Below are 26539 nucleotides of genomic sequence, written 5' to 3'. Positions count from 1 at the left end.
GTGCAGGTGCATACCTACGACATCAGGGTCGCGGGACCCGACGACCTCGACAGCGCCCGTACGGTGATGCTCGACACCCTCTACCGCGACTTCGGCACGGGTTATGTGCCGCGCTGGCACGGGGACGTCATCGATCCGCTCGGTGCCTACGTCGCCCCCGACCGGCATGTTCTGCTGGTGGCGGTCGACGAGCGGGACGGCACGGTCGTCGCCACCGGGGCACTGGACTCCCGGGGGCCCGCCCATCCGCCCAACCCCCGTCGGCTCGCCGAGCGTTACCCCTCCGGTGAGACCGCCCAGCTGCGCCGTGTGTACGTACGTGCGGAGCACCGGCGGCGCGGGCTGGCCCGGCGGCTGGTCGCCGCGCTGCTCGACTTCGCCGCGGCCGACGGCGGTTACCGCTCGGTCTATCTGCACACCGATCCCGGGGTGGCCGGCGCCGAGGCCTTCTGGCGGTCGCAAGGGGTGGCCGTGTGCGACGAGCGCGAGGTGACGGGGGAGCGGGTCGTGCACTTCGAGATCCCGTTGCCCGTGCCCGCCGGTCCCCCCATCACGGTATGAAAATCATTCTCATGTAGGCTGCGTCGCGCACCACCGCCACCCCCCTGTCCTCACAGAGAACCAAGGACCATGCGTACTCCCCGCCGCCGTCGCGTCGTCGCCGGCCTGCTCCTCGCCCCCGTGCTGACCGGCTGCTTCGCCTCGGGCGGTGACTCCACCGACGACTCGTCCGAGGGCGGCTCCCGGCTGCGGGTGGCCCTGGCCTTCCCGCCCGCGGAGAACTTCTCCCCCTACGGCGCCGACGCCACCCTCCTCAGCCGGCTCGGCGTCACCGAGGGACTCACCGAGCTGGACGCCAACGGCGTCCCCGCCCCCGCGCTCGCCGAGTCCTGGACCCGTGAGAACGACCGGAACTGGCTTTTCACCCTGCGTGAGGCCACCTTCCAGGACGGCACCGAGGTCACCCCGGCATCCGTCGCCGCCGCCCTCCTCCACGCCACGGAGGCCGAGCCGGTCCCCGCGGCGCTCTCCGGCGTCACCCTCACCGCGAAGGCGAGCGGCGACCGGCAGGTGCGGGTCACCACCGAGAGCCCGGACCCCGCCCTGCCGCTCAGGCTCACCAGCCCCGGCCTCGCGATCCTGTCCGCCAAGGCCTACGGCGCCAAGCGCGTGAACCCGGTCGGCACGGCCACCGGCCCCTTCGAGCTGACCGAGGTCACCGGCACCACGGCCGCCACCCTGGACCGCTATGACGCGTACTGGGGTGGCCGGGCCCAGGCGAGCGGCATCGACGCCCGCTTCATAGCCGACGGCTCCGCCCGCACCAACGCCCTGCGCACCGACCAGGTCGACATCGCCGAGTCCGTCCCCGTGGCCCAGGTGTCCACCCTGGACAAGGGCACCGGGCGCGAGACGGCCACCACCCGCACCACCAGCCTCCTGCTCAACACCGAGTCCGGCGCTTTCAAGGACCCGAAGCTCCGGGCCGCCGCCCGCGAGGCCGTCGACGGCTCCGTCCTCGCCGAGGACGTCTACGAGGGCCACGCCGACGCCGGAGCGGGTATCTTCGGACCCGCCGTGACCTGGGCCGCCGACAAGCGCGTCGAGCCCGCCGGACGCGCGAAGGCCGCCGACGCCGACGGCACCGCGATCACCATCGCCACCTACGACAACCGGCCCGAACTGCCCGAGGTCGCCCAGGTGCTGCAACAGCAGCTCCGGAAGGCCGGGTTCAAGGTGAAGCTGGAGGTCCGCGAGTACTCCCGGCTCGAGAGCGACGCCCTCGCGGGCAAGTTCGACGCCCTCGTCGGTGCCCGCAACTCCCTGCTCGACACCGGTGACCCCGTCTCCATCCTCGCCAGCGACTTCACCTGCGACGGCAGTTACAACCTCGCCCAGCTCTGCGACAAGAAGGTCGACCGGGCCGTCGCCGCCGCCGCGAAGGAGGCCGACACCGCGAAGCGGCAGCAGGCGGCGATGAACGCCGAGGCCGCGATCCTCGCGACGGACGCCACCGTCCCGCTCGTCCACCAGAAGATCATCACCGGCGTCGGCGCCTCGGTCCAGGGAGTGATCCTCGACCCGTACGAGCGCACCCTGGTCGGAACGGGGACCCGGCGCTGAGACGGGCACTCTGGCGGGCCCTGCTCGCCGTCACGCTGCTGTGCGGCATCGGTCTGCTGCCGTGGCTGTCGCGCACGGACCCCGCGCTCACGGTCCTCAAGGCGCGCTCGGCCGAACGCGACCCCACGCCGGAGGTCCTGGCCGCCGTACGCGACGAGATCGGCCTCGACGCGGGCCCGCTGCGCCTGCTGGGACAGTGGTGCGGCGGGCTGGTGCGCGGTGACGCGGGCCGCTCGTGGATCTCCGGCGCGGAGGTCACCCCTGCCGTCGTCCAGGCCCTCGGCGCCTCCCTGCTCCTGATGGCCGCCGCGCTCCTCGTCGCGGCGGCCACGGCCGCGGCGGTCTGCGCCCGCACCCTGTGGCTCGGCGCGCACCGCCGCCTCGACGACCGCCGAGGCGGCGGCAGCCTGGCCGCGATGCTCGCCGCCCTGCCCGAGTTCCTCACCGGCTCCGTGCTCGCCGTCCTCGTCGGGGTGCACCTCGGCTGGCTGCCCGCGCTCGGCTGGTACGGGCCGCAGTGGACGGTGCTGCCCGCCCTCGCCCTCGGCCTGCCCGCCGGCGCGCTGCTCGGCCGGATGCTCGACGACCTGCTGCCCGGCGCGTTCGCCGAGCCCTGGGCGCTCGCCGCCGCCGCCCGAGGCATATCCGGACGCTCCACCGCCCGTCAGGCCGTACGCCGCTGCGTCCCCGGACTCCTGCCCAACATCGGCCTGTTCGTGGTCGGACTCACCGGCGGTGCCGTCACCGTCGAGCAGATCTTCGACATACCCGGCCTCGGCCGCACCACCCTCCAGGCCGCCATCGCCCAGGACCTCCCCGTCCTCCAGGCCGGCACCCTCGCCCTCGTCCTGCTGGCCGCCCTCGCCGGAGCTCTCGCCCGTCTCGCCGCCCGCCTCCTCATCGGCCCGGCCCTCCGCGACGGCGCGCTGCACTCCCTGCACCCCCCGAAGCCGCCCGCGCCCCGCCGCACCCCTCTGCTCCACGGCACGCTGCTCCTCGCGGTCGTCGCGCTCGGCCTGACCCGTGACCCGCTCGCCCTCGACACCGGCGCCCGGCTCCGACCCCCCTCCTGGGCCCACCCGTTGGGCACCGACGCGCTCGGCCGCGACCTGCTCGCCCGGATCGGCCACGGGGCGTTCACCACCCTCGCCCTGGCCGTCACCATCAGCGCCGCCGCGCTTCTCGCGGGCCTGCTCCTCGGACTGCTGCCCCGCTTCTCCGGGCCCCTCGTCGACACCGTCAACGCGATCCCGGCGGTCCTCGCCGGACTGCTCGTCGCCGGAGTCGCCGGCAGCGGGGCGACGACACCGGCGCTGGCCGTCGCCGCCGTGGCCTGGGTACCGCTCGCCGCGCACACCACGGCCCTGCTCGAACAGGAGCGGGCCACCACCCACATCACGGCCACGCGGGGGCTCGGCGCGGGGGACGGCTATCTGCTCCGCCGCGAACTGCTGCCCGCCGTCCTGCCGCCCGTCGCCCGCCACGCCCTCCTCCGGCTGCCCGGCGTGGCCCTCGCCCTGACCAGCCTCGGCTTCCTCGGTCTGGGCGCCCAGCCGCCGGACCCGGAATGGGGCCTCCTCCTCGCCGAGAACCAGCCCTACGCCGAACGCGCCCCCTGGGCCGTCCTCGGCCCCGCCACCGCCCTCGCCCTCCTCGGCGCGCTCGCGGTCACGGCCGCGGGCGGGGTGCGGTGGCCGCGCCCGCGGCTCGCCGGGGCCGTACGCCGAACGAAGACCGCCGTTCCCGCCGTCGGAGAGACCGGATGACCGAGCGCCAGGAGAAGCAGTCGGTGAGCGGCATACCGGAGCGGAGGACACCGGACCTGGCTCCCGGGAAGAGCACCGCCGGGCCGTCCCGGCGAGGCACCTGGGCGCGCCTCGACCCGCTGCTGCGGCTGTTGATCCTCACCCAGCTCGCCTTCAACGTGGGCTTCTACGCCGTACTGCCGTTCCTCGCCGAGCATCTGGGTACGGCGATCGGCATGGCCGGCTGGATGGTCGGCTTCGTGCTCGGACTGCGGACCTTCAGCCAGCAGGGGCTGTTCGTGGTGGGCGGCGCGCTCGCCGACCGCTACGGCGTCCGGCCGGTGGTGCTGGCGGGATGCGCGCTGCGGATCGCCGGGTTCGCCTGGCTCGGCCACGCAGACGCGGACTGGTCGGTCATCGGGTCGGTCCTGCTGATCGGTTTCGCGGCGGCCCTGTTCTCGCCCGCGGTCGAGTCCGAGGTCGCCCGGCAGGCCGTGGCCTGGGAGGAATCGGGCGGCGGCCCCCGCACGAACGTCCTCGCGCTGTTCACGGTGGCCGGACAGGCCGGGGCGTTCGTCGGGCCCCTGCTCGGCGCGCTGCTGCTGGCCGTGGACTTCCGGGTGGTGTGTCTCGCGGGCGCCGGGGTCTTCGTGCTCGTCCTCGCCGGGCACGCCCGGCTGCTGCCGCAGCACATACCGGGCCGCGAACGCGTCGAGGTGCGCGGGGGCCTCGGCGGGCTGCTGCGCAACCGGCGGTTCCTGGCGCTGTGCTGCGCGTACGGGGCATACCTCCTGGGCTACAACCAGCTCTACCTGCTGCTCCCGGACGAGGTGGAACGGGCCACGGGGGCGCAGTCCGCGCTGGCCTGGCTGTTCGGGCTGTCCTCGCTGCTGGTGGTGACCGCGCAGCTGCCGGTCACCCGGTGGGTGGGGGCGCGGCTGGATCTGCGGCGGTCCATGGCGGTGGGGCTGCTGCTCGTCGCGGGCGGGTTCGGAGTGGTGGCGGTGGCGCTGCCCGCCCGGTGGACGGGGTACGCGGGGCTGCTGCCCGCGGCCGGGTTCGTGGTGCTGCTGACGGTGGGGCAGATGCTGGTGGCGCCGGCGGCGCGAGCGTGGGTGCCGGATCTTGCGGTCGAGGGGCGGCTGGGGCTCTACACCGGGGCGATGTCGTCCGTGTCGGGGCTGATCGTGCTGGCGGGTAGTGCGGGGGTGGGGGCGTTGATGGACGCCGGGGTGTCGGGGGCGGTGCCGTGGGGGGTGCTCGCGGTGGTTCCGGTCGCGGCGGTTCTGCTGCTGCCGCGCCGGGGGTGAGCGCCCCCGCCGCCCCTACCCGTCCCTCCCCCACTCTCGGCTTCGCTCGAGCGGGAGGTGCCCCCGTCCAGGGGCTGCGCCCCTTCGACCCCCACGCGTCCGCCCGGTGGGGCTTCTCGCGCAGTTCCCCGCGCCCCTGAAAAGCAGGGGCTGCGCCCGCTGCTTTTCAGGCCCGCCGCCGGCCGACTCGCAAGGCCGCGGGGGCCTGTTGCTTTGAGGGGCGCGGGGAACTGCCGGCGACCAGCCCCCACGCACCCGCCCCGGCGACCCTCTCGCCCCTCAGGCCATCTGACGGCGGACCAGCTCGTGCAGGCGCCCGGCAGGGTTCGCCAGCAGCTCGGCCGGAGGCCCCACCTCCGCCACCTTGCCGTCCTCCATCACCACCACCCGGTCCGCGTCCATCACCGTGGACAGCCGGTGCGCGATGACCACCCGCGTCGCGTTCAGCGCACGCGTGCTCTCGATCACCGTCCGCTGCGTCTCGTTGTCGAGCGCGCTGGTGGCCTCGTCGAAGAAGAGGATGCGGGGGCGACGGATCAACGCCTGCGCGATCATCAGACGTTGACGCTGTCCCCCGGAGATCGCGCCGTTGCCCTGGACGATGGTGTGCAGCCCCATCGGCATGCGCTGGATGTCCTCGGCGAGGCCCGCCATGGCCGCCGCCGCCATCGCCTCCTCGGGAGTGAACGGCTCCGTCCCGCAGATGACGTCCAGGATCGAGCCGGTGAACGGCTGCGCGTGCTGGAGCACGACACCGCACTGCCGGCGCACGGCGGACCGGTCGAGGGCGGCGAGGTCCTGACCGTCGTAGAGCACGCTGCCGGAGACCGGCTTGTCGAAGCCGATGAGCAGCCTCAGCAGCGTCGACTTGCCGCAGCCGCTCGGGCCGACGATCGCCACGAACTCGCCGGACCCGACGGCGAAGGACACGTCGTCCAGCACCAGCGGGCCGTCGTCGGCGTAGCGGAAGGAGAGCCGGCGCGCCTCCAGCGCACCGGTGAGGACCCCCGGGCGGGTGCTCGCCGTACGTACCTCGGGGGTCGCCTCCAGCACCGGCTTGATCTCCTCGAACAGAGGGAGGACCGCGACCGCCGACACGAACGCGCCCGTCAGCTGCGTGACCGACGTCAGCAGCATCGTCACCGAGGTGTTGAAGGTCAGGAACTCCGCCGCCGACATCGACCCCCGCGCCGGCCCCGCCAGCAGCATGAACATCAGCAGGGTGCACAGCGGGAGATACACCGCGCCCAGCACCGTGTTGAGGTTCTTGATGCCGCCGACCTTCTGCTGCAGCTCCCGGCTGCGCGCGAACTCGCCCGCCCAGGCGGCGTACGCGTAGTTCTCGGCGGCGGCCACCCGCAGCTTCGGCAGACCGCGCAGGGTCTGGAAGGCCCGGTTGTCGAGCTTGTTGCCGAGGACCACCAGGCGGCGCTGCCAGCGTATCTGCCACAGGCCGAGGCCGAGGAAGACGGCGGCCACGAGCAGCAGCATGCCGATCGCCGCCAGGGCCATGGGCACGCTGTACCAGAGCAGCAGTGCGAGGTTCACGGCGCCGACGGTCACCGACTGGGCGACGACCGGGCCGACCCCGGCCAGGGTGCGGCGGATCGCGCTGATGCCCATGGCGGCGCCGGCCAGTTCACCCGTGGAACGCGACGCGAAGAACGTGGTCGGGAGCCGCAGCAGCCGGTCCCAGACCGCCGGTTGGAGGGTCGCCTCGATCCGGCCCTCCAACCTCAGAATCGTCATGTTCTGCAGCAGCAGGAACGCGGCCGACACCACGCTCGCCAGCATGATCGCCAGACAGACCTGCACGATCAGGTCCTCCTGCGCCTTCGGCACGTACTCGCCGAGGACCTGGCCCGTCGCGACGGGCACCAGCGAGCCGAGCAGGACCGTCACCAGACCGCTGAGCAGCAGCCCCGTCATGTCGCCCCGCGTGCCGTGCAGACTGAACCGCATCAGCCGCAGCGGGCTCAGCACCCGTTCGGGCAACGGGCGGTAGAACATCACGGCCCGCGGCTCGAACTCCGCCGCGTTCGCCTTCTCGATCGGCGTCTCCCGGCCGGACGAGGGCTGCACGGCCACATAGCCGCCGCGCCGCCACAGCAGCGCCACCGGGGCCCCGGACAGCGCCCGGTGCCCGACCAGCGGGCCCACGTCCTCCCGCCACCAGCCCCCGGCGAGACGTACGGCGCGGATCCGCACCCGGGAGGCGAGCGCGACGCGTTCCACCGGGTCGAGCCGGTCGCTCTCGGTGCCGCTCCGCGCCGGCTCCAAGAGGGTGATCCCGGCCGTCCGGGCGACGAGTTTGCAGGCCGCGTACGTGGCGTCCGCGTCGGCGGCGGTCGTCCGCCGGTTTCCGGAGGGCCTGCCGATGGACGCGAGGAGCGTGCGGTCGGCCTGGGCGCGCACGGCCTCACCGGCCTTGATCCCGGCGGCCGTTCGGTCCTCGTGGGTGCGCTCCAGCTGTTCGATCCAGCGGTCCAGCGTGGCGAGCAGCCGGAACTGCTGGTCGACCATGCTCTGCCAGACCCCGGAGTCCATCAGCAGATCGGCCGCCGCCTCCGCGCCGTACAGCGAGCCGTACTGGACGCTGCCGGGCGGCACCCGCATCCAGAACACGTCGTCGTCGGTGGGCGCGGCGGCCTGCTCGGTGGCCATCGGCGCCTGGAAGAGGATGGACAGACCGCGGCCGACGCCCAGCGCGAGGGCGTGTTCGAGGGGGCTGGTCTGCGGGGGGACGAGCTGCGGGTTGCCCCAGGCGTCGTACGACCAGCTCCCGGTGCCCGCCTGCTGGTACAGCTCGCGCAGGCCGATGCGCCGCACCACGCAGTCGCGCAGCGGGCGGGCGACCAGGGTGTGCTGGGGCCCGGCGACCGGGCCGAGCAGCAGCGCGCCCGCCTCCAGACGGCCCAGATGGTGCCAGTGGCCCTGCCCGCCGGCGTCGACCGCGAACAGGTCCAGGGCGCCGGAGGCCACCAGCCACAGGGTCTGCGGGCCTTCGAGGTCGAGGCGGGTGTGTCCGGCGCAGTCGAGGGGGGTGCCGAGGGCGCCGAGCGCGGCGAGGACGAGGTCACCCTCGCCGGACGGGGACGTCAACTCAGTGCTCCCTGACCAGCTGGGCGTACGCGCCGCCGCGTGCCACCAGCTCCTCGTGCCGTCCGCGCTCCACGATCGTGCCGTGCCGCAGGACGACGATCTCGTCGCTGTCGCGGACCGTGGAGAGCCGGTGGGCGATCACCACACAGGCGCAGCCGCGCTTGCGGAGGTTGTCCATCACGATCAGTTCGGTCTCCGCGTCCAGCGCGCTGGTCACCTCGTCGAGGACCAGGATGCTGGGCCGGCGGACCAGCGCCCGCGCGATCTCCAGGCGTTGCCGCTGACCGCCCGAGAAGTTACGGCCGTCCTGTTCGACCCTGCTGTGGATGCCGCCCGGCCGGCGCGCCACCACCTCGTACAGGGCCGCGTCCCGCAGCGCCTCCGTCACGGCCTCGTCCGGGATCGACGGGTCCCACAGGGCCACGTTGTCGCGGACCGTGCCCTCGAAGAGGAAGACCTCCTGGTCGACGAAGGAGACCGAGGCGGCCAGGGCTCCCCTCGGGATGTCCTCCAGACGCCGGCCGTCGATCCGGATCACCCCCTCCCAGGGGGCGTACAGACCGGAGATCAGCCGGGACACGGTCGACTTGCCGCTGCCGGAGCCGCCGACCAGCGCCACCTGCTGCCCGGGGCCGACGGTGAGGTCGAAGCCGGTGAGCAGGGGGGTGTCGAGCGGGCTGTAGCCGAAGGTGATGTTCTCCAGTTCCACCTGGCCCCGCAGTCGGCGGGTGGACTCGGCGGCGTCCGGGCGGGCGTACAGGGGGTCGGCCCGGAAGTTCTCGACGTCCTTGAGGCGGGCCACGTCCGCCGCGAAGTCCTGGATGCGGCCCGCGACGCCGTTCAGGCGGGTGATCGGCGCGGTGAACCGGGTGACCAGCGCCTGGAAGGCGACCAGGAGGCCGACGGAGATATGGCCCTCGACGGCCCGCATGCCGCCGATCCAGAGGATGAGCGCGCTGTTGAGCGTGGCGAGGGTCGGCGCGACGACCCCCAGCCAGGCGCTCGGCACGCCGAGCCGCTGCTGCTCCTCCAGTGTGGTGGCGTGCTGCCCGGCCCACTTGCGGAAGTAGCCCTCCTCGCCGCCGGTCGCCTTCATCGTCTCGATCAGCTGCAGACCGGTGTACGCCGTGGTGACGAGCCGGGCGTTGTCGGCGCGCAGCTTCGCCGTACGGGTCGCGCGCAGCCGGATCACCATCCGCATCGCCACCACGTTCAGCAGAGCCACCGCGACACCGACGAAGGTGAGCTGCGGGTCGTAGGTGTAGAGGAGTACGGCGTACAGGACGACGACGACCGCGTCCACACCGGCGGCCGCCAGGTCGCGGGCCAGGGTCTCGGCGACCGCGTCGTTGGAGCGCAGGCGCTGGACGAGGTCGGCGGGGCTGCGCTGGGAGAAGAAGGTGACGGGCAGCCGCAGCAGGTGCCGCAGGAAGCGGGCGCTGGACAGGGTCGAGGAGATCAGCCGGCCGCGCAGCAGGTTGGCCTGCTGCAGCCAGGTCAGCAGGACCGTCAGCAGCACGCAGGCGCCCATCGACCCGAACAGCACACCCAGCAGGGAGGTCTGACCGCCGATCAGGAACATGTCGATGTAGGTGCGGCTGAGCGCGGGCACCGCCGCGCCGACCGCCACCAGGAGCAGACTGGCGAGCACGGCGGCGGGCAGGGTGCCGGCGGTGCCGCGCATCCGGGCGGGCATGGCGCCGAGGACACCGGGCCTGCGGCCGCCCCTGGCGAAGTCGTCGCCCGGCTCCATGACGAGGACGACCCCGGTGAAGCCGGCGTCGAAGTCCTCCATGGGCACGAACCGACGCCCTTTGCCGGGGTCGTTGACGTGGACGCCGCGCCGGCCGAACCGGCGCCCCATGCCGTCGTAGACGACGTAGTGGTTGAACTCCCAGAACAGGACGGCCGGGGCCTTCAGGTCGGCGAGGGCGGCCACGTCCATCTGCATGCCCTTGGCCGTCAGACCGTAACTGCGGGCCGCCTTCAGCACGTTGCTGGCGCGGGAGCCGTCGCGGGAGACACCGCAGGCGATGCGCAGTTCCTCCAGCGGGACATGCCGTCCGTAGTGGCCGAGGACCATGGCGAGGGAGGCGGCCCCGCACTCCACGGCCTCCATCTGCAGCACGGTCGGCGTACGCACCGTCCGCTGCCGGCCCTTGGGCACCGGGCGCTTCTGCGGGGCGGCCTTGCGTCTGCCGCGCACCGGCGGCCGGGCGGTGTCCTGGGACGCGGTCACGGGAGCAGCCAATCGACGGGACGCTCGTCGGCCAGCCGGATCGAACCGGTGGCCATGGTCATGGAGGTCAGCTCGAACGGCGGCCCGTCCTGCGAGGACCACGCGTAGCCCGACTCGGTGGACGCCCTGCGGTCCAGCCGTACGGTGACGGCGACCGGCCGGCCCTTCCTGGTGAACTGCTCGCCCAGCTGGGTGTCGCCGAGGAACGCGGCGATCGACTGCGGGGTCTGCGCGGCGCGGTCCACCTTCTTCACATGGCCGCGCAGCACGCCGTACCGCTGGGTGGGCGCCGACTGCACGGTCAGGTCCACGGTGGCGTCGTCGGGGATCGAGGCGGCGCTCTCGGCGGGGACGTACACCGTCGCGTAGAGCGGGTCGTCGGCATCGGCGACCTTCTCGATCGCCGCGACGTCGGCGCCCGTGCTGATGATCCGGCCGATCGTGGCGGCGAGCGCGGAGACCCGGCCGGCGGCGACGGACCGTACGACCTTCTCGCCGTCGGCGGTGGCGACCCTGAGGACCGGGGCCCCGGCGGGCAGCCGTTCGCCCTGCCGCGCGAGCACGGCGGTGACCTGGCCGGCGACGGGGCTCTGCAGGATGTAGCTGCCCTGGCCGTGGGTGAGGACGGCGGGGGCGCTGACGGTGGAGGCGACGGAACCCGTGACGGCCCACACGGACGCGGCGGCCATGGCGGCCACCGTCACGGACAGCACCAGCCAGCCCTGCGGGCGGGCGAACCGCACCGGCAGGTCGAGTTCCTCCGGTGACTGGAGCTTGGCGAGGGCCTGTTGGCGGAACTGCACGGGACTTCCCTCACCTGCGCGACTCGGGGGGAGGACGTTCGGGCACCGGAGAGTCCCGGAACCGGTCAGGTGGTTCCGGGACTCAGCGGCACCGGGGCTCGATCAGAGACCGGCGACCAGGCTGGTGACCGGGGCGGTGTTCAGGCCGGTGACGCCCTCGACGGTGCCGACGGCCGTGTTGACCAGGCCGGAGACCGGAGCGACGCCGTCCACCAGGCCGGTGACGGTGCCGACGGCGTTGACGGACAGGCCACCGGAAACGGCGTCGAGGGCGGCGTCCGAGATCTCGGCGGTCTCGACCTGGGGGGTGGAGTTCATGGGGGAACTTCCCTTCGTATAGCTCTTCATAGGGGGGAGCGGCCCCCTTCTGGGGACAGAACGACGGCCGCGCACGGGGTTGCCCGCTCTCGTCTCCGAGAGTCGGGCGGCCCCCGCGGTGCGATGGATCAAAGCAGAACGCCGCCGCGCACTTCCAATCAACTGGGCCTCCCACCAGCGCGCTTGGTGACCATGACGGTGCATCCGTGCAGGAGCGGGCACGGGTTGGGGGCAGCTTCTTCACACGGATCGGGGCATCGTCATACGCGGTTCATTGCGGTCCGGGAAACGAATGGGACAGTCCGCCTGAAAGGCGCGGGACACGAGTCACCCGTGTGCAGAACTCCGCTCGGCCGTGACCCCGCTGGGCATTCGGTGTGGAGATTCCCGGAAGCCGGTTTCCCGGCCCCCGTGGGGGACGGACCGCTACCGGACCGTCGCCGAGGGTGCCGGACGCGGAGCCGGCCGCCCGCGCGCACAGGCGGCCCACAGAGGGTCCGGGCGGGAAGTCGTGACATGACGTGCGAACGGGGGGCGTAGCGCGCTTTGCGAAATGGAAGAACGGAATCTTTTTGCGGAGCGTTGAACACCCCACCGGAAGCATCCGTACCAACTGGCAACCAGGCGCCCCCAGTTCACCCGCCGGACGGCGGCACGGACCCCGTCCCCAGGAGGTCAAGAGTTGAGTCACAAACGAGCCACCAAGCGCAAGGCGTTCATAGCTGCAGGCGGCGTGGCGGCGCTCGGCGCGGCAGCCCTCATCCTGCCGAACGCCATGGCGTCGCAGACGGACGCGAAGGGTGCCGCCCCCAAGACGCTCGCCGCGAGTGACGCCTCGGACCTCGCCTCCCAGCTCCGTGAGGCACTCGGGGACGCGTTCGCAGGCGCGTACTACGACTCGGCCGAGAAGCAGCTCATCATCAACGTCATCGACGGCCTTCAGATCGACGGCGACGACAACAACGTGATCGTCCAGGCCCAGTCGGCCGGTGCGGAGGTCCGTGAGGTCGAGAACAGCTGGTCCGAGCTCCAGAAGGGCGCGGCGACGCTGAAGGCGAAGGCCAGCGTCCCCGGCACCGCGTGGGCCATCGACCCCCGCACGAACAAGATCCAGGTCACCGCCGACTCCACGGTCAGGGGCGAGAACTGGGACACGATCGAGTCGGCCACCAAGTCGCTCGGCACGGGCATGGCGACCATCAAGAAGTCCGCCGGCACGTTCAAGACGTTCCTGGAGGGCGGCGACGCCATCTTCGGCGGCGGCGCGCGCTGCTCGGCCGGCTTCAACGTCGTCAACGCCGAAGGCGCCCCGGCCTTCCTGACCGCCGGTCACTGCGGTGTCGCCGAGGCCGAATGGTCCGAGGAGGAGGGCGGCGCCCCGATCGGCACGGTCGACGCCGCGACCGCCACCTTCCCCGGCGCCGGTGACTTCGCCCTGGTCAACTACAACGACCCGGCGACCCAGGCGGCCAGCACGGTCGACCTCGGCAACGGCCAGACGGTCGACATCAACGCGGCCGGCGAGGCCGAGGTCGGCCTCCAGGTCTTCCGCATGGGCAGCACCACCGGCCTCGCCGACGGCCAGGTCACCGGTCTCGAAGCCACGGTGAACTACCCCGAGGGCACGGTCACCGGTCTCATCCAGACCGACGTCTGCGCCGAGCCCGGCGACAGCGGCGGCTCGCTGTTCACCGAGGACGGCCAGGCCATCGGCCTGACCTCCGGCGGCAGCGGCGACTGCACCGTCGGCGGCGAGACCTTCTTCCAGCCGGTCACCACCGCCCTCGCGGCGGTCGGCGCGACCCTCGGCGACGCCGGCGCGGGCGCCGGTGAGCAGGCCGACGGCGGTGCGGCCGCCGGTGCCGGTGAGCAGGCCGACGGCGGTGCCGCCGCCGGCGCCGGTCAGGAAGAGGGCGCCGCCGCCGCGGGTGCCGGCGAGGAAGAGGGCGCCGCCGCGGCCGGTGCGGGCGAGGAGCAGGGCGCCGGTGCCGGTGACGCCGGTGCGGGTGCCGCGGCCGGTGCCGGTGACGACGCCGGTGCGGGCCAGCAGCACGACCAGGGCGCCGGTGACCAGGGCGCCGAGCAGCAGGGCGCCGAGCAGCAGCAGGGTGCCGAGCAGCAGGGCGTCCAGCGCTGAGGCGGACCCCCACCCCGTACGTGGACGACGGCCCGCCGATCAGCGGCCACTGACCCCGGGCCGTCGTCCCACGTCCCACCCGCCGGCCCCACCTCCGTGGTGCGGCAGGCGGGTGGAACGGTCCGGCCCTCCGGCGGGAGGGCCGGACCGCTTTCGTTCGCCGTGCGGCGCGGACACGCGGGAGCGGCCGGGTCACCCGGCGGTGCCGGTGGCCCGCAGCAGCAGCAACGCCACGTCGTCCGCCCGTTCCTCCGCCGCCTCCGTCTCCCGCACGAGACGGTCGGCGAGCCATTCCAGGGGCCGCTCCCCGGCCGTCGACAGCCGCTCCCCGAGATGGGCCAGCGCGTCCTCGATGTCGACCCCCGGCGACTCGATCAGCCCGTCCGTGTAGAGGACCAGCACGGACCCCTCCGTCAGCGCCACCTCGGTCGTCGGATACGCCGCCGCCGCGTCGATACCGAGCAGCGGGCCCCCCGCGAGGTCCAGCACCCGCACCTTCCCGTCCGGCCGGCGCAGCAACGGCGGCGGATGCCCCGCCCGCGCCATGACCGCCGTGCCGTGCGCCGGGTCGAGCCGCAGGTACAGACAGCTCGCGAACAGCTCCGAACCCAGGTCGATCAGCAGCCGGTTGGTACTGCTCATCACCTCCTGCGGTGCCTGCCCGACGGTGGTGTACGCGCGGACCGCCGTACGGATCTGTCCCATCAGGCCCGCCGCCGTCACGTTGTGCCCCTGCACGTCCCCGATCACGGCGGAGGCCCGCCCGTGCGAGAGGACCAGGTCGAAGAAGTCGCCACCGATGTCCATGCCCCGGGTGGCGGGCAGATAGCGGGAGGCGGCCTCGATCCCCGGGATCGACGGCAGCGAGTGCGGCAGCAGCGCCTGCTGCAGCCCGTGCGCGAGCTGGTGCTTGGCGTCGTACAGCAGCGCCCGCTCCAGGGCCTGGGCGATGAGACCGCTGAGGCTGGTCAGCACCGCGCGCTCGTCGGCGGGGAACGGGTGCGGCTCCGCGTACCCGAGCACCCAGGTGCCCACCGGCCGCCCCGAGGCGATCAGCGGGACGTACGCCCACGCGTTCAGCCCGTCCGGGGTGTCCCGCCGCACCGGATACAGATGCTCCAACTGCTGCCGGGACTCGAAGAAGGCCGGTACGCCGGTGGTGAGGGCGTGCGCCCCGGGCATCGGCGCGGTGAGCGGCGTGCCGTCGAAGCGTTCCACGAGGTGCGGGTCGGCGTAACCGCGGTGCCCGAGCACGTGCAGGCGCCCGGCACGGGAGCCGTACATCACGAGGGCCTGGCCGCCGATGGCCGGGACGATCTCGTCGGCGACCAGATCCACCACGTCCTGCACGCTCACCGCCTCGGTGAGCGCGCTCGCCAGCGCCAGCACATGGTGGATGGTCACCAGGCGGCCCGGCCCCTCCACCCGGGAGGCGTGCTCGGCCTCGGCGACCGCACGGGCCCGCGAGATCCGTACGCTCAGCCCGTTCGTCCCCGGGTACAGCCGGAACGACAGCCAGTCGCTCGGCGGTCTGAGCGCCACGAACGACGTCACGTGCTGGCTCATCAGCGCCGCCCGGTACCGGTCCTCGTACGCCGGATCGTTCAGCCAGGGCACCGACACCCACAGCTGCGTGCCCAGCAGACCGCTCACCGGGATGCCGAGCAGTTCGGCCGTGGCCGCGTTGGCGAAGGTGATCCGCCCGTGCAGGTCGAGCGCGCACATCCCGTACGGCAGCCGCGCCACCATCCGCGCCGCCTCCACCGTGCCGAGCGTGCCCGCCACCATGGTCGCCGACGGCGCCGACAGGTCCGGCTCCGGCAGCACCGGCCTGCCCTCCTCCTCCGCGCGCCGCAGCCGCTTCGCCAGCCGGTCGCAGGCCGAGGTCAGCTGGTCCCGCTCGCGCTCGCTGAGCTCCGGCGGGTGCGAGCCGGGCCAGGTGAGGAACACGGCGCCGTAGGTGGTGTCGCGGGTCGCCACCGGCAGCGCGGCCAGGGCGAACGGATAGGGCAGGACCACGGCGATCCGGGGATAGCGGCGGGCCATCTGCTCCTCGCCGCTGACCCACACCAGCCGCTGACCGCGCACCGCCTCGGAGACGGGGACCGGCGCGCTCAGCCCCACCCGCTCCCACGGCGCGGCGAACGACCTCGGCAGGCCCGCCATGACCGCCATCTCCAGGACCGGCTCGTCCGGTGCCAGCAGGTACACCGCCCCGGAGTGGGCCCCGACGTCGTCCATCATCGAGGCCAGCGCCAGGGAGAGCAGCGGATGGCCGACGCGAGCCGTCTCCACGGTCGTCCGCCCCGCGGACGCATGGATGTCGGACATGCCCACCACCTCCTCGCGGCCGCGCGACGGTTCCAGGGTCCAGGCTCCTCCTCGGGGGCCGCCCACGCACGGCGAGCGCCGTCCCGGACGAACCGCCGTACCCCCTCCCGCCCGGCCCATGCCCCCTCGCCTGATGCGCGCGCTGGCGCGCGGGCGCCGCGAGTGCGCCCCCGCGCCCCCCGATGGCTGGTTCTTCGCGCCCCGGTGTGTGGTCATGGCCGCCGACAATGGGCACGCGCTTGGGGCGGAGGACATCGGTCGGCCGGGAGGCGGAGGGCGAACGTGATCGGGGTACTGCTCGTGCACGACGAATGTCTGGTCAGGTCGGTCCTCGCGGAGTGGCTGCGCCAGGAACCCGACCTGGCGGTCCACGACGCGTCGTGGCGGGCGGCGCCGGGCCGCGCGCGCTCCCTGCGGCCCGACGTCTGCGCGGCCGACCTGGACTGCGCCGACGCGGTCGGCATCCCGCCCCTGGGCGACCTGCGCGGCGCGGCCGGACCCGCCCCCGCCCCCGGGCTGCTGGTCCTGGCCAACGCGGGCAGACCCGGACTCCTGAAGCGCGCGGCCGAGGCCGGGGCCCTCGGGTACGTGGACAAGGAGGGCTCGCCGCAGCGGCTGGTGTCCGCGATACGCGAGGTCGCCCGGGGGAGACGCTTCGTCGACGACTCCCTCGGCTTCGGCTTCCTCAAGGCCGCCGAGATGCCGCTGACGCGCCGTGAGCTGAGCGTGTTATCCCTGGCCGCCGAGGGGGCCTCCGTCGCCGAGATCGCCGGCAGCCTGCACCTGTCCCACGGGACCGTGCGCAACTACATGGCCGCCATCACCCGCAAGACGGGGGCGCGCAACAGGATCGACGCCATCCGGATCTCGCAGGGCGAGGGCTGGCTCTGAGGAACACCCGCCGCGCCGAGGCGGCGGGGCGGGTACGGGGGACCAGGCGCCGACCAGGTCCCGGTACAGCGGCGAACGGGCCAGCAGTTCGGCGTGTTCCCCGTATGCGACGGACCGCCCGTCCATGACGAGCACCCGGTCGGCGCGGCGGGCCGAGCTGACGCGGTGGGCGACCACCACCAGGGTGGTGCCCGGACGGCGGGCGAAGGCCCGTTCCGCGCGCTCCTCCGCCTCCGCGTCCAGGTGACAGGTCGCCTCGTCGAGGATCACGACCGGTGCGGACGAGAGATACGCCCGGCCCAGCGCCACGAGCTGCCGCTCCCCGGCGGACAGTGTGCGCGGGTCGACCTGTCCGGCCGGGCCGCCCAGCCGGACCATCACCTCGGTGAGCCCCACCGCCTCCGCCGCGTCCCACAGCTCCTCCTCGGGCACGGGTTTCGGCCGCAGTTCGCCGAGGTTCTCGGCGAGGGATCCCCCGAAGACGTACGCCTCCTGCGGAATGAGCACCCGGTGTGCGCGCGATGTGGCCGCGGACACCGGTTCCCCGCACAAGCGGACGGTGCCGTGCCGGGGGCGCAGCAGGCCCGCGACGAGCCCGGCGAGGGTGGACTTCCCGACACCACTGGGACCGACGACGGCCAGATGCGTGCCATGGGGGAGGCGCAGGCCGAGGTCGTCGATGACGGGGTCGGCGCCCGGGCCGTAGGCGAAGGTGACGCCGGACAGGGAGAGGGCCAGGAGGGGGGAGCCGGGGTCGGGGGCGAGGAGGGCAGCGGCGTCAGGCGGTGCCGGGGCCGTCGGCGGCTCGGGCCGGGGCGGTGTGTGCGCCTCGTGGGGAGCGGGGCTCGGGGGCAGCAGCCGGCGCAGGACGACCGCGAGCCGGGAGCCGCTGGTGCCCAGGCCGTGGACCAGGTTCTGGAGCGCCGGCAGGAGGGACTGGGTGACATAGGCGAGGGCGCCGATCAGGGCGCCCGCGGTGACTCCCCGGTCCAGCAGCCAGGGGGTCGTGGCCAGGAGCAGGACGACGGGCAGGTGGCCGCCGATCGCGAGGGCGGCGACCCGTACGACGCCCCAGCGGGCCAGTGAGCGGGCGGCCCGGTCCTCGGCGTCGACACGGCGGCCGGTGTCGGCGGCGACGAGGTCCTCCGCGCCGGCCGCCGTGATGTCCCGCAGCCCGGGGCAGACGTCCCCGAGCCGGGCGGCGAGGGCCTCGTCGGCGACGAGGAAGGTCTCCTGGCGGCGGGCCAGCGGCCGCAGCGTCGACAGGAACAGCACCACGCCGGCGACCAGCGGGGGGCCCACCACGAGCAGCAGCGCAGGGGCCAGCGAGAGGAGTCCGAGGAGCGCCCCGGCGGCGGTGAACAGGAACGAGCGCGAGACCATCACCAGCCCGGCGAAGGTGTCCCGGGCGATCTCCACCTGCTGGGTCAGCCCGGACAGGGCCCCGCCGTCCGCCTCCCGCACCCCCCGCCCGACCACCTCGCGCACCAGCCGGTCCCGCAGGGGCTCCACCAGCCCCGCCACACACCCGTACACCCGCCCGGTCCCGTACGCCCCGACGGCCACCGCCCCGGCTCCGGCCGCGAGCCACCCCAGCCCGGCCGCCGGGCGCCCGGCGAGAAACCCGTCGTCGAGGGCCCGCGCCAGGGCGTACCCCGTCAGGAACGTCTGCACCGTCTCCAGCAGGGACCACAGCACCAGTCGTACGACGACACGCCGCCTGCTCCGGAGGAAGCGGAGGCCGCGACGGGGGAGGCCGGGCGGGGAGAGGTGCTCGGCCCGCCCGGTCCCGGACCGTTCGCCACCGGTCCCGGACCGGCTCGATCCGAACGGCCCGGGCCGTCCGTCCCGCTCCGGCCCGCACGCGTCCGCCGGGCCCGACGCGCCCGGCACCGGAGCGGGCCGTGGCACGGGCCCGGTGTCCGCCGGGCGGCTCGCGGTCTCCGGCCCCGGTGCGGTCTCCGCCCGGCCGGCTCGGAGCCGCTCGTCCTGGCGGTCCATCACCCACCGCCGTGCGGAGGCGTGCCGGACCCGGTGGCCCGTGGCCCGTCCCTGCCGGGCGGGACCGCCCGGTCCTCCCCGTCCTCCGAGGCGTCGGCCCCGGCCCCTTCTCCGAACAGGTCCCGGTACGCCGCCGTCCGCCACAGCTCGGCGTGCGGTCCCACCGCCCGGACCTTTCCCCCGTCCAGCCAGGCCACCGCGTCCGCGCGGGCGGCCGTGGTGACGCGGTGGGCGATGATCAGACGGCTGCCGCCGGTGGCGGGTGCGAGGAGCGTCTCGGTGATGCGGTGCTCGGTGACGGTGTCGAGGCTGGACAGGGCGTCGTCGAGGACGAGGAGACGGCCGTCGCGGGCGAACGCCCGGGCGAGACCGAGGCGTTGGGCCTCCCCGCCGGACAGGGGGGCGTCCGCGCACGGGGTGGCGTAGCCCTCGGGGAGACGTCGGACGAAGCCGTCGGCGTGCGCGGCGCGGGCGGCCTCCCGGACGCGGGCCGGGGAGGGGCGCGGGACACCGAAGGCGATGGTGTCGGTGACGGAGTCGCCCAGCAGGGCCGGGCGTTCGAAGGCATGGGCGACCGCCCGGCGCAGTTCCCGGCGGTCCAGTTCGGGCAAGGGGACCCCGTCGAGCCGGACCTCTCCCTCGTCCGGGTCGGCCAGCCGCCCGGCGACGGCCGCCAGCAGCGACTTGCCCGCCCCCGAGCGGCCCACGACGGCCAGTGTGCTCCCGCCCGGCACGACGAGATCGACCCCGTCCAGTACGGCGCGCCCACCGCGCCGGACGGTCACGGAGCGCAGCTCCAGGCATCCCACCGGGAGTCCCCGCTCCGCGGGCGGGAGCGTCCGCTCGCCGTACGCGGTCGGCGGCTCGGCCAGGACCTCGGCGAGCCGGTCCGCCCCCGCCCGGGCGCGGACCAGGCCCGAGACATGGCCGACCAGGACGCCGACGCCTGCGGCCAGCACCGCGTAGCGGGACGCGGCGAGCAGCTCGCCCACGGACAGCCGGTGCCGGGTCAGCAGGACGCCGGCCGTGGCCACGACGGAGAGCTGCAGCAGGGGTGCCAGGGCGGCGGCCCGCGCGGCGGCCCGGCCCTGGACCCGCCACATCCGGTGCCCCTCGCGGGAGAGTTCGGGCAGGGGGCCCAGGACGCGGGCGACGGTCCGGTCGGCGGTCCCCGCGGCGGCGATCGTGCGGTGTCCGGCGACGGCCTCGGCCAGTCCGCCCGCGATACGGCCCTGGGCCTGCTGATAGCGCGCGACGCAGTCGGAGGAGCCCCGGGCGAGCGCGCGCAGCACCAGGGCGAGCAGCGGGGCTCCGGCCAGGAACACCACCATGAGCAACGGGTCGATGAGGCCCAGTGCCACCACAGCGCCCAGCGGGCCGGTGAGCGCGGCGAGCAGCGCGGCCGCGGTGGCGGGCGCCGTTCCGGCCTGGGCCGCGTTCCCGACGAGCCGGGCCACCAAATCGCCGGGCCCGAACCGGCCGACGGCCCGTGGCCCCACGGCCAGCACGTGTCCGACCAGACGGTGGCGCAGCCAGGCGGTGGACCGGGCGCTCGTGGTCCCGGCGAGCACGGTCTCGACCGCGTCCAGGGCGGCGACGGCGAGCACCAGCCCGGTCGACCACAGCACCCAGCGCGCGGCGCCCGGGTCGCCGGCCAGCAGCAGGTCCAGGGCCCGCCCCAGGGCGAGCGGCAGTGCCAGGGTCGCCCCCGTCGCGGTCACGGACACCAGTGCCAGGGCCGTGCAGCGGGGACCGGAGTGGCGGACGGCGGAGCGCAGCAGGGGGACGGACACGGCTGCCGGGCCGGGGGCGCCGGCTTCGCGGAGGGTCGTCGTCATACCCGTCCTGACGTGGATGGATGAGCCCCGGACGGTTCCTTCCCGGGCAGGGGAGAGGAACCGTCCGGGGCTGTCGGCGCGGCTCAGCCGCTGTGCCGGTCCGACGGGCGCCCGGGACGAGCCGGGCGCCCCGGCCGGGTCAGAGGCAGAGCGTGATGCTGGCCGCGCTCACACAGGACAGCACGCTCAGGGAGCTGGGCCCGCCGGTACCGGTCGTCTCGTCGGCTTCCATCGTCTGCAGGTCGAGAAGTGCCATGTCGATTCCTTTCGGTCGTGGCCCGCGCGGCGGGCCTTGGGGACGGGGGTGTCACGTCACGACTCCGCCGGGTGGCGGAACCGCGTCACAGGGGCCGCCGTCGTGGCGGCGGCAGGAACGGCAGGTGTGCGGTGGCGCCGTCGGCCGTGGCGTGTGCCGCGCCGAGGGCCAGCAGACATCCCGCCGTCCCGGTACCGAGGTCCATGGAGAGCCGCATCAAGTGGTTTCCGGGAAAGGCCAGTTGTCCCTCGTAGGGCATCGAGTGCCAGCCGAGCGCGGCGATCTGTTCCGTCAGTGCCTCGCGCGGGGCGCCCGTCCGGGCGAGGTGGAGGATCATCCCGGCGCGGCCCTCGAACAGCCCGGGCTGTGCGTAGAAGCGGTAGGTCGCGGCGGTGAGGACGCCCGCGCGGATCTCCGCGAACCCGCCCTGTGCGCCGTCGACTTCATCCGTTCCCGAGTCGCCCGGTGCGGTGCCCGTCGCGGCCAGGTGGTCGTCGAGCACCATGCCGACGCCCACGCTCCCGTCACCGAGGTAGGGCATCGTCCGCCATCCCTCGTCGACGGCGAGCCCGCCGTTCTTCTGGTCGACCAGGCACTCCAGGTCCTGCCGCAGTGCCTCGCCGGCCGACGCGAGCAGCGCGGGATCGCCCGTCGCCTCGTACCGGCGCAGCAGGAACAGGGCGGGTCCGCTCGCGCCGCGCAGCAGACCGGCGCGGCGGCGGGGCGGTGCCGGGCGGGGCTCGCCGAGGCGGTCCGCGAGGAGTCGCGCGGCCTCGGCCGCGCGGTCGCGCAGTCCCTGCTCGCCGGTGGTCCGCGCCAGCTCGTCCAGCACCAGGCCGAGCCCGGCCAGACCCCCGCGCAGGTCGGACGACAGCCTGTGCCACTTCTCGGCGAGGATCTGCTCGACCAGGTCCAGGGCCCGCTGCCGGTGGCCCAGCCGGTCGAGGGTGAGGGCCACACCGGCGAGACCGTCGTACAGGCCGAGCGGGGTCCCGACGGGCACCGGGGCGGTGTGGTCGAGCAGCCAGCGCTCGCCCTCCTCGTAGCGCTCCGCGCCGACCTCCGCGAGCGCGTACAGGACGCCCGCCGCGCCGTGCGCGAGGCCGAGTCCGCCGCCGTCGGAGAACTGGGCGACGTCCCCGGGGAAGAGCCGGTCGTCGCGCTCCGGCGTGGCTGAGGCCAGGATCGCCTTGACCATCGAGTCCCGGCTGTACGGCCAGTCCCCGGGCTCGGCGAGGGGCCAGCCACCGCCCGCCGCCCGTACCCCCCGGGACCCTGCGGGCCCGGGCCCGGCGGCACCGCTTCCCCGGGTGATCTCCGCGACCGCCTCGTCGAGGAACGCGCGCGGCACCTCGGGGAACCGCTCCGCGATCACCGTGGCCAGATGGGCGGCCTTCTCCCGCTCCACCACGAACAGGGAGGTGACCGGCAGGAACAGCGCGAGGCGCAGACACGCCAGGGCGTAACGGTCGACGTCCGGGCCGGTGCGGTCCGGGGGCGCGAGGAAGCCGGGGTGGGCGACGGTCTGCCGGCCGTTCTCCTCGGCGGGGGCCGCGGCCTCGAAGTCGAGGAGGGTCACCGTCCGGTCGTCCGGCGCGACCATGATGTTGAAGACGTGCAGGTCGTTGAAGACGATCCCGCGCGCGTGCACCGCCGCGACCGCCTCCTCGACGGCCCGGTGCACCCGCAGCGCCCAGTCGGTGTACGCGGCGACCGCGCCCGGCCCGGGGTCCGCGGACAGCAGGGGATGCCGTTCGGCGACGCAGGAGTTCAGCGGGCGGCCCTCGACGAAGTCCATGACGAGGAAGCGGTGGTCGCCGAGAGTGAACCAGTCGCGCACGCCGGGCACCACGCCCAGTCCGGCCAGCCGTTCCAGCGCCTCCTTCTCCCGCTCCAGCCGGGTCACCGCGTCGGCCCCGTCGGCGGCCAGCCCGGCGTGCGGACGTCCCTCCTTGAGGACGACCCGGCTGCCGTCACGGGTGTCCGTGCCGACGTACACGCCGCCGCCGTTGGAGAAGTGCAGTGCCTTGTCGATGCGGTACGGCAGATCACCGACCGTGGTCGTGTTGCGCGCCGCCAGCTGGGGCTCCAGGAAGGCGGGCAGGGGCACCCACTCGGGCACGTGGAAGGTCGGCTTGCGCTGGTCCGGCACCAGGGTGCCGGCGCCGTCGCGGACCGCCGGGACGAGCGTGCCGCGCTCGTCGACGACGAAGGAGCGGGCGAAGGCACCGTAGCGGACGTACAGCGGTCCGTCGTTCCAGCGCAGGTCGGTGAGGATGTACGGCCCCTCGTGGCCGTCGAGGAGGCCGCCCAGCTCGCGCAGGACGAGGTGCAGCTGCTCCTCGTCGGCCGGGTAGACCGTGACGAACTTGCCGCTGGTGTCGCGGGCCGCGTACTTGGCGTTGCGCAGATGCAGCAGATGCGGGCCCGGCACGAACTTGAACGGGATGTCGCGGGGCACGCAGTAGTCCCACACGATCGCCGCGATCCGGTCCGCGTTCCCCCGGGTGGCGGAGGCGTGCACCTTCCATCCCTGGGTGGGTCCGGGACGGGGCCGTCCGCCGTCGTCGACCGGCGTCAGCGTCAGCCAGTCCCCGATCCGCACGGCCCGCCAGCCCTCGGGGACCGGGCGTGCGGCGGTCTCGTAGCCGGGAGCCGCCGTACCGGCGCGGTCGCCGGCCGGGATCCGGTCCGGTGTCTCGTAGAAGTGTCTGTCGGCGAGCGCGTACGCCTCGTACCGCTTGTCCATGCCGGTTCCCCCGGGTCGTGTGCCGTCGCTCCCTGGGCCAAGTGAGGACGAGCCTTCCAGCCCGCGGCGGTGCCCGACAGTCACGGCTGTCACCACAAACCCCTCACGCCTGTCACGCTCCCACCGTGCGGAACGCATGCGTAAAGATGTGTTCGACCCCCTTCGAAACTCTTCGGGCCGGGCGGCGCGGGAACGGGTCCCCGGCCCGGCGGGACGGTCCCAGGGGCTGCGCGACCGTGCCGGAAGCGCTGTAATTACGGACGTGGTCAGTGCAGGCGCTGCGGAACGCGGAACGAGGACGCTGCGTGCCGAACTCGCGCTCAAGTCGCTCGGCGGCCATCTCGATCCGCACGAGCGGCTGCACGCCATCCTCGAACAGGTGCTCGTGTTCACCAGTGCGGCCGTCGCCGCCGTCTACCTCCCGGACGGCGAGGGCGACGCCCTGCTCCTGGCGGGCTCCGCCGGTGTCCCGAGAACCCTGTACGGGCTCCGCGACAGCTATCCGGCGGCGGGGGCCGCCCCGGTCGCCGACGTGTGCCGCTCGGGCCGGCCGCGCTGGCTCGTCTCCGCCGACCTCCAGGAGGACCCCGACGCCCGACGCGCCCACGCCGAGGACTTCTCGCTGGGCGTCTTGCCGCTGCGGGAGCGCGGCTGCCTCGTCGCCGTCGGGGACGGCCCGGACGCCTTCGGCGCCGAGGACCGGCAGTGCCTCGACCTGCTCGCCGAGGCGGTCACCAGCTCCGTGCCCGCGCCGCCCGCCGGGCCCGGCGCCTCGTTCGACCTGGCCATGGACACCGGGCGGGTCGAGGTCGACGAGGGGCTGCTGGAGCTGTTCGGCATGGGCCCGGACGACTTCGACGGCCGGGTGGAGACACTGATCGCGCAGACCGTGCCCGAGGACCTGCCCGCGCTGATGTCCGTCGTGGAGGCGGACCACATGTCCATCGGTGACCGGGAGCTGGAGTTCCGCATCCTGCAGCCCTCCGGCGAACAGAAGTGGCTCAGGCTGCGCGGCCGCATCCTGCCCGGCCGCGAGGACCGGCCCGCCCGGCTCGTCGGCACCGTCGCCGACGCCTCCACCCTGCGCACCGGCCGCGGCGACGTGGCCCGCATCCAGCGCCTCGCCGCCGCCCTGGCCACCGCCGGTACGGTCCGTGACGTCAGCCAGGCCGTGGTGACCGCCCTGCGCAAGCCGCTCCGGGCGGACCGGATCGCCCTCGCCGAGCTGGAGGGCGACCGGCTGGTCGTCACCGTCCTCGATCCGCCGCAGCCGGAGATCTGGCCCGAGGTGTGGCGCTCCGAATGGCGCTCCGAGTGGCCCGACGCGCCCGTGCGCACCATGCCGACCCTCGCCGCCGCGCTCCGCGAGGGACGCGCCGGGATCTGGCCCGCCGGCGCCGCTCTCGAACCCGCCCTCGCCGATGTCGGCCCCGGCGGTCTGGCCGTCCTCCCGCTGCCCGCCGGGGGCCGCATGGCCGGGGCCTGTCTGATCGGCTGGGACACCCCCCACGATTTCGGCCCCGAGGAACGCGCCCTGCTCACCGCCGCCTCGGGCCTCGCCGGGCAGGCCCTGATGCGGGCCCACGCCTTCGACGCCGAACACGAACTCGTCGGCATGCTCCAGCGCACGCTCCTGCCCCGCCGGCTGCCCCAGCTGCCGGGCGCGGTCGCCGTCGCCCGGTACCTGCCCACCACCGCCGGTCTGGAGGTCGGCGGCGACTGGTACGACGTCATCCCGCTGCCGGACAACCACGTCGCCCTCGTCATCGGCGACGTCCAGGGCCACAACGCGGGCGCCGCCACCCTCATGGGCCAGATGCGCACCGCCCTGCGCGCCTACGCCGTCGAGGGGCACCCTCCGGACGTGGTGGTCTCGCACGCCAACCGGCTCCTCATGGACATGGAGACCGACCTCTTCGCCACCTGCTGCTACGTCGACATCGACATGGAGGAGGGGTCCGCCTGGTACGTGCGCGCCGGACACATCCCGCCGGTGGTGCGTCACCCGGACGGCTCCACCGAGATCAGCGAGGCGGAGGGCGGGCCGCCCCTCGGGGTCGTCATGCGCGCGGACTTCCCCATGAGCCCGCTGCGGCTGGCCCCCGGCACCCTGCTGGCCCTCACCACGGACGGCCTCGTCGAGTCCGCCGACGTCGACGTCGAGGACGGTCTCGACCATCTCGCCGCCGAACTGGCCGCCGCCGACCCCGCCCACCTCGGGGTGGTCGCCGACACCCTCCTGGGCGGCGCCAACCGGGACGACGACGTGGCCCTGCTGCTCGTGCGCTACGACGGCATGGCCCTGCGGCCCCAGCGCGAGAACTGGAGCGTGTGGCGGGTCCCCCAGGCGGTCGGCCAGGCCCGCCGCTACACCCGGCGGGTGCTGCGCCGCTGGGGCGTGGAGTCCACGGCCGACACCGTGCTGCTCGTCGTCTCCGAACTCGTCACCAACGCCCTCGTCCACACCGACGGCCGGGTCCGCCTCGACCTCACCCTCCTGGCCGACCGCCTGCGCGTCGCGGTCGCCGACTCCTCACCCCGTACGCCGACGAAGCCGACCGTCATCGGCTGGGAGGCCACGGGCGGGCGCGGCATCCTCCTCGTCGAGGCCATGTCCACGGCCTGGGGCACGGTCCCGGTCAGCGGCGGCAAGCAGGTGTGGGCGGAGATCCCCCTCGACTGAACGCCGGTGCGG

General features: G+C 74.3%; 15 protein-coding genes and 1 pseudogene. 7 read left to right on the top strand and 9 right to left on the bottom strand.

The features are described from left to right. The first annotated feature begins 6 nt into the window (after positions 1-6). The 4 genes from ACFU5F_RS05290 (at position 7) to ACFU5F_RS05275 (ending at position 5179) form a co-directional block, all read left to right on the top strand. Positions 7-561 (top strand): GNAT family N-acetyltransferase, encoded by a 555-nt coding sequence (locus ACFU5F_RS05290; protein WP_383882204.1) that lies wholly within the window; start codon positions 7-9, stop codon positions 559-561. A gap of 69 nt (positions 562-630) precedes the next feature. Then, positions 631-2124 (top strand): ABC transporter substrate-binding protein, encoded by a 1494-nt coding sequence (locus tag ACFU5F_RS05285; protein ID WP_383882202.1) that lies wholly within the window; start codon positions 631-633, stop codon positions 2122-2124. 299 nt (positions 2125-2423) lie between these two features. Next, positions 2424-3890 carry an ABC transporter permease subunit gene (locus ACFU5F_RS05280; protein ID WP_383882475.1) on the top strand — a complete coding sequence of 489 codons (1467 nt, stop codon included), beginning with the start codon at positions 2424-2426 and terminating at the stop codon, positions 3888-3890. Continuing rightward, entirely contained in the window at positions 3887-5179 is a 1293-nt protein-coding gene (locus tag ACFU5F_RS05275) for an MDR family MFS transporter (protein WP_383882199.1), read from the top strand. Before ACFU5F_RS05280 ends, ACFU5F_RS05275 begins: the two co-directional genes overlap by 4 nt. 279 nt (positions 5180-5458) lie before the next feature. Here ACFU5F_RS05275 and ACFU5F_RS05270 read toward each other — a convergent pair whose 3' ends face one another. The 4 genes from ACFU5F_RS05270 to ACFU5F_RS05255 form a co-directional block, all read right to left on the bottom strand. After that, complete coding sequence (locus tag ACFU5F_RS05270; RefSeq protein ID WP_383882196.1) at positions 5459-8281, bottom strand: NHLP bacteriocin export ABC transporter permease/ATPase subunit; 2823 nt, start codon at positions 8279-8281, stop codon at positions 5459-5461. Position 8282: 1 nt separating this feature from the next. After that, the gene (locus tag ACFU5F_RS05265; RefSeq protein WP_383882193.1) at positions 8283-10520 is read right to left on the bottom strand and encodes an NHLP family bacteriocin export ABC transporter peptidase/permease/ATPase subunit; all 2238 of its coding nucleotides are present in this window, start codon (positions 10518-10520) and stop codon (positions 8283-8285) included. After that, positions 10517-11323, bottom strand: coding sequence for an HlyD family efflux transporter periplasmic adaptor subunit (locus ACFU5F_RS05260; protein WP_383882190.1), 807 nt, complete (start codon positions 11321-11323; stop codon positions 10517-10519). The genes ACFU5F_RS05265 and ACFU5F_RS05260 overlap by 4 nt, the downstream gene beginning before the upstream one ends. Positions 11324-11425: 102 nt before the next feature. Then, positions 11426-11641, bottom strand: a complete 216-nt coding sequence (locus ACFU5F_RS05255) for a hypothetical protein (protein WP_005484006.1) — start codon at positions 11639-11641, stop codon at positions 11426-11428. A 682-nt stretch (positions 11642-12323) separates the two neighbouring features. Between ACFU5F_RS05255 and ACFU5F_RS05250 the strand changes: the two genes are divergently transcribed. Beyond that, the gene (locus tag ACFU5F_RS05250) at positions 12324-13778 is read left to right on the top strand and encodes a S1 family peptidase (protein WP_383882187.1); all 1455 of its coding nucleotides are present in this window, start codon (positions 12324-12326) and stop codon (positions 13776-13778) included. 192 nt (positions 13779-13970) lie between these two features. Here the strand turns inward: ACFU5F_RS05250 and ACFU5F_RS05245 are convergent, their stop codons facing one another. Continuing rightward, on the bottom strand, positions 13971-16109 hold the full coding sequence (locus ACFU5F_RS05245; RefSeq protein WP_383882184.1) for a SpoIIE family protein phosphatase: 2139 nt from the start codon (positions 16107-16109) through the stop codon (positions 13971-13973). Here ACFU5F_RS05245 and ACFU5F_RS05240 point away from each other — a divergent pair. After that, positions 16050-16916 (top strand): annotated as a pseudogene (locus ACFU5F_RS05240) (LuxR C-terminal-related transcriptional regulator); the annotation flags it as partial. The gene ACFU5F_RS05245 and the pseudogene ACFU5F_RS05240 overlap by 60 nt on opposite strands. Here the strand turns inward: ACFU5F_RS05240 and ACFU5F_RS05235 are convergent. From ACFU5F_RS05235 to lanKC, 4 genes are all read right to left on the bottom strand, one after another. Continuing rightward, positions 16839-19001, bottom strand: a complete 2163-nt coding sequence (locus ACFU5F_RS05235; RefSeq protein ID WP_383882181.1) for an ATP-binding cassette domain-containing protein — start codon at positions 18999-19001, stop codon at positions 16839-16841. The pseudogene ACFU5F_RS05240 and the gene ACFU5F_RS05235 sit on opposite strands and share 78 nt — an antisense overlap. Continuing rightward, entirely contained in the window at positions 19001-20839 is a 1839-nt protein-coding gene (locus ACFU5F_RS05230; protein ID WP_383882178.1) for an ABC transporter ATP-binding protein, read from the bottom strand. The genes ACFU5F_RS05235 and ACFU5F_RS05230 overlap by 1 nt, the downstream gene beginning before the upstream one ends. Before the next feature lie 139 nt (positions 20840-20978). Continuing rightward, positions 20979-21095: a SapB/AmfS family lanthipeptide gene (locus ACFU5F_RS05225; RefSeq protein WP_005483995.1), complete on the bottom strand. Its 117-nt coding sequence runs from the start codon at positions 21093-21095 to the stop codon at positions 20979-20981. A gap of 85 nt (positions 21096-21180) precedes the next feature. Beyond that, a complete protein-coding gene (gene lanKC / locus ACFU5F_RS05220) occupies positions 21181-23844 on the bottom strand; it encodes a class III lanthionine synthetase LanKC (protein ID WP_383882175.1) in 2664 nt (887 codons plus the stop codon). 262 nt (positions 23845-24106) lie between these two features. On the opposite strand from lanKC, the gene ACFU5F_RS05215 reads away from it, so the two are divergent. Then, positions 24107-26527, top strand: a complete 2421-nt coding sequence (locus tag ACFU5F_RS05215) for a SpoIIE family protein phosphatase (RefSeq protein ID WP_383882173.1) — start codon at positions 24107-24109, stop codon at positions 26525-26527. Positions 26528-26539 lie beyond the last annotated feature (12 nt).

This window comes from Streptomyces sp. NPDC057438, from assembly GCF_042802995.1.
GTDB lineage: Bacteria > Actinomycetota > Actinomycetes > Streptomycetales > Streptomycetaceae > Streptomyces.
Note: the sequence above shows the minus strand (reverse complement) of the source record. Positions and strands in the feature narration are given on the sequence as shown.

Coding starts and splice junctions, on each gene's coding strand:
- ACFU5F_RS05285 (WP_383882202.1), top strand. CDS start 631: ATGCGTACTCCCCGCCGCCGTCGCGTCGTCGCCGGCCTGCTCCTCGCC.
- ACFU5F_RS05280 (WP_383882475.1), top strand. CDS start 2,424: ATGGCCGCCGCGCTCCTCGTCGCGGCGGCCACGGCCGCGGCGGTCTGC.
- ACFU5F_RS05275 (WP_383882199.1), top strand. CDS start 3,887: ATGACCGAGCGCCAGGAGAAGCAGTCGGTGAGCGGCATACCGGAGCGG.
- ACFU5F_RS05255 (WP_005484006.1), bottom strand. CDS start 11,641: ATGAACTCCACCCCCCAGGTCGAGACCGCCGAGATCTCGGACGCCGCC.
- ACFU5F_RS05245 (WP_383882184.1), bottom strand. CDS start 16,109: ATGTCCGACATCCATGCGTCCGCGGGGCGGACGACCGTGGAGACGGCT.
- ACFU5F_RS05235 (WP_383882181.1), bottom strand. CDS start 19,001: ATGGACCGCCAGGACGAGCGGCTCCGAGCCGGCCGGGCGGAGACCGCA.
- ACFU5F_RS05230 (WP_383882178.1), bottom strand. CDS start 20,839: ATGACGACGACCCTCCGCGAAGCCGGCGCCCCCGGCCCGGCAGCCGTG.
- ACFU5F_RS05225 (WP_005483995.1), bottom strand. CDS start 21,095: ATGGCACTTCTCGACCTGCAGACGATGGAAGCCGACGAGACGACCGGT.
- lanKC (WP_383882175.1), bottom strand. CDS start 23,844: ATGGACAAGCGGTACGAGGCGTACGCGCTCGCCGACAGACACTTCTAC.